This is a genomic window from uncultured Kiloniella sp. (assembly GCF_937128705.1).
Lineage (GTDB): Bacteria > Pseudomonadota > Alphaproteobacteria > Kiloniellales > Kiloniellaceae > Kiloniella.
On record NZ_CAKZMP010000112.1, the window covers coordinates 1 to 2465 of the forward strand.

2 protein-coding genes and 1 pseudogene are annotated in these 2465 nt (G+C 50.7%); all 3 read left to right on the forward strand.

Annotated elements, in window-relative coordinates; genetic code table 11:
- Positions 1-840 (forward strand): GTPase ObgE (gene obgE / locus Q0241_RS06600; RefSeq protein WP_299374975.1); only part of this gene is annotated, 840 nt, incomplete at its 5' end.
- A 15-nt stretch (positions 841-855) separates the two neighbouring features.
- Entirely contained in the window at positions 856-2004 is a 1149-nt protein-coding gene (gene proB / locus Q0241_RS06605; protein ID WP_299374977.1) for a glutamate 5-kinase, read from the forward strand.
- An 81-nt stretch (positions 2005-2085) separates the two neighbouring features.
- Positions 2086-2465 (forward strand): annotated as a pseudogene (proA, locus tag Q0241_RS06610) (gamma-glutamyl-phosphate reductase); the annotation flags it as partial.

Here is a 2465-nt window from a genome sequence, read left to right on the forward strand (position 1 = left end):
GAACATGGTCGCGGTAGCGATATGTTTGGTGCCGCCGCAAAACCTTTGATTATCAAAGTGCCCGTTGGCACCGTTGTTCTTGGCGAAGATAAAGAACAGGTCATCTGTGACATCACCGAAGAAGGTCAGGAATTTGTGATCTGTAAAGGTGGTGATGGTGGCTTTGGAAACGCACGTTTTAAAACATCAACAAACCGCGCCCCACGTCGATCTGATCCCGGTTGGCCCGGTGAAGAGATGTGGATCTGGCTCCGTCTGAAATTAATTGCCGATGTGGGACTAGCAGGCCTGCCAAATGCAGGTAAATCAACGTTCTTGTCAGTTGTATCCCGTGCCAAGCCGAAAATCGCAGACTACCCCTTTACCACGCTGCACCCCAACCTTGGTGTCGTCTATAGCCGAGGGGAAGAGTTTGTTATTGCCGATATTCCCGGCTTGATCGAAGGTGCGAGCGAAGGTCACGGCCTTGGCACACGCTTTCTTGGTCACGTTGAACGCTGTGGCGCGCTATTACACCTAGTGGACGGAACCTCTGACAGCTATCTCGAAGATTACAAAATCATTCGTGCCGAGCTTGAAGCCTATGGCGAGGGTCTGGACACAAAACCTTCCATTCTGGCACTGAACAAAATCGATGCCTTGGTCGAAGAAGAAGCCGCTGAAAGACAAGCTGAATTAGAAGTTCTTTCCGGCCAGAAAGTTTATCTTATTTCCGGAATTAGTCAGAACGGCGTAAAAGAAGTTCTTGCAGGCCTGCTCGATCATGTTGTTGATGGTCGCGAAGAGGAACAGGAAGAACTGGAAGCTGAACAAGGTCCTCAGGGCTACTCCCCTATCTAGTTATGGTACAGGTCTATGAGCAACATATCATCCGGGACAGGTTTGTCTGCCGCTGAACACCTCAGATCCGCAAAACGTATTGTCATCAAGATCGGTTCCGCACTGCTGGTTGATGACAAGACTGGCAAGCCACGTCTGAATTGGCTCAATGCCCTGACAGACGATGTCGCAAACCTTCGCGCACGAGGAGCAGAGGTCATGCTGGTCTCGTCTGGCGCGATTGCCGTTGGCAGAAATCATCTGGGCCTGACCAAACAGAACCTGCGCCTTGAAGAAAAACAGGCCTCTGCTGCAACAGGGCAAATTCTCCTGGCACATGCCTATCAAGAAGCATTGGCAAGACACGATGTTACTGTTTCGCAAGTTCTCCTGACCCTTGGGGACACCGAAGAACGTCGCCGTCATCTCAACGCCAGAAACACACTGACAACCTTGTTGCGATTGGGCACTGTCCCCATCATTAACGAGAATGATACCGTGGCAACTAGTGAAATTCGCTTTGGTGACAATGACCGCTTGGCCGCACGGGTTGGGGCCATGGTCAATGCTGATCTACTGATACTTCTATCCGATATTGACGGCCTGTATACAGCAGACCCCAAACGTGATGAACATGCCGAGTTCCTGCCTGTCGTCAGAGAGATTACCCCTGAGATTGACGCAATGGCTGGCGAAGCGCTTCCCGGCTATAGTTCAGGCGGCATGATCACCAAGATATCTGCAGCCAAAATCTCTGTCGGCGCTGGCTGTAACATGATCATTGCCAACGGTCATAAACTTAATCCGCTGCAAAATATTATAGAGGGCAATAGAGCCACCGTGTTTGAGGCTTCTGTTGAGCCGAAAACAGCCCGCAAACGCTATATCGCAGGCAGCCTGAAACCTTTGGGTACTGTGACACTGGATGCCGGCGCTCTCAAAGCTTTGCAAAACGGGAAGTCTCTTCTACCGGCCGGGGTTACGGCTGTTGACGGAAAGTTCCAGCGCGGCGATGCCGTTCTGGTAAAATCACCCGATGGACGGGAAGTCGCCCGTGGCCTCGCAGCCTATTCCAACGGTGATGCCAGAAAAATTATCGGCCTGCAGTCATCAGAAATTGAAGCACGATTAGGGTATCTGGGACGGGAAGAACTGATTCACAGGGATGATCTTGTCCTCAATTAAAAAAACACAATATAATCAAATCTCTATTGAGACATAACCAAAGTAGCAAAGAAAGCTGCACCAAAACAGGAATGTAAGGATATGAGCGAACTGAAAGCGCAAATGGATCAGCTGGGACAAGCTGCAAAAGCTGCTGCACAGGATCTGGCTCTGGCCCCGGCAGATGTAAAAAACAATGCCTTGATTGCCGCCGCCAAAGCCATTCGCGCTCAACTCCCGACAATCCTTGAAGCCAATAAAAAGGACATGGTTGCTGCCGAAGACAAAGGCATCAGCAGCGCAATGCTTGATCGCCTTGCTTTGGACGATGACCGTGTCGAAGCCATGGCCGCTGGGCTTGAAGCAATCGCTGCGTTTCCTGACCCAATCGGGAAGTCACTTAAAAGCTGGGATCAGCCCAATGGCCTTAAGTTTGAGCAGGTTTCTGTGCCTTTGGGCGTGATCGGTATCATCTATGAAAG

Excerpts from the sequence above, each read along its gene's own strand:
- proB (WP_299374977.1), top strand. The coding sequence starts at position 856 with ATGAGCAACATATCATCCGGGACAGGTTTGTCTGCCGCTGAACACCTC.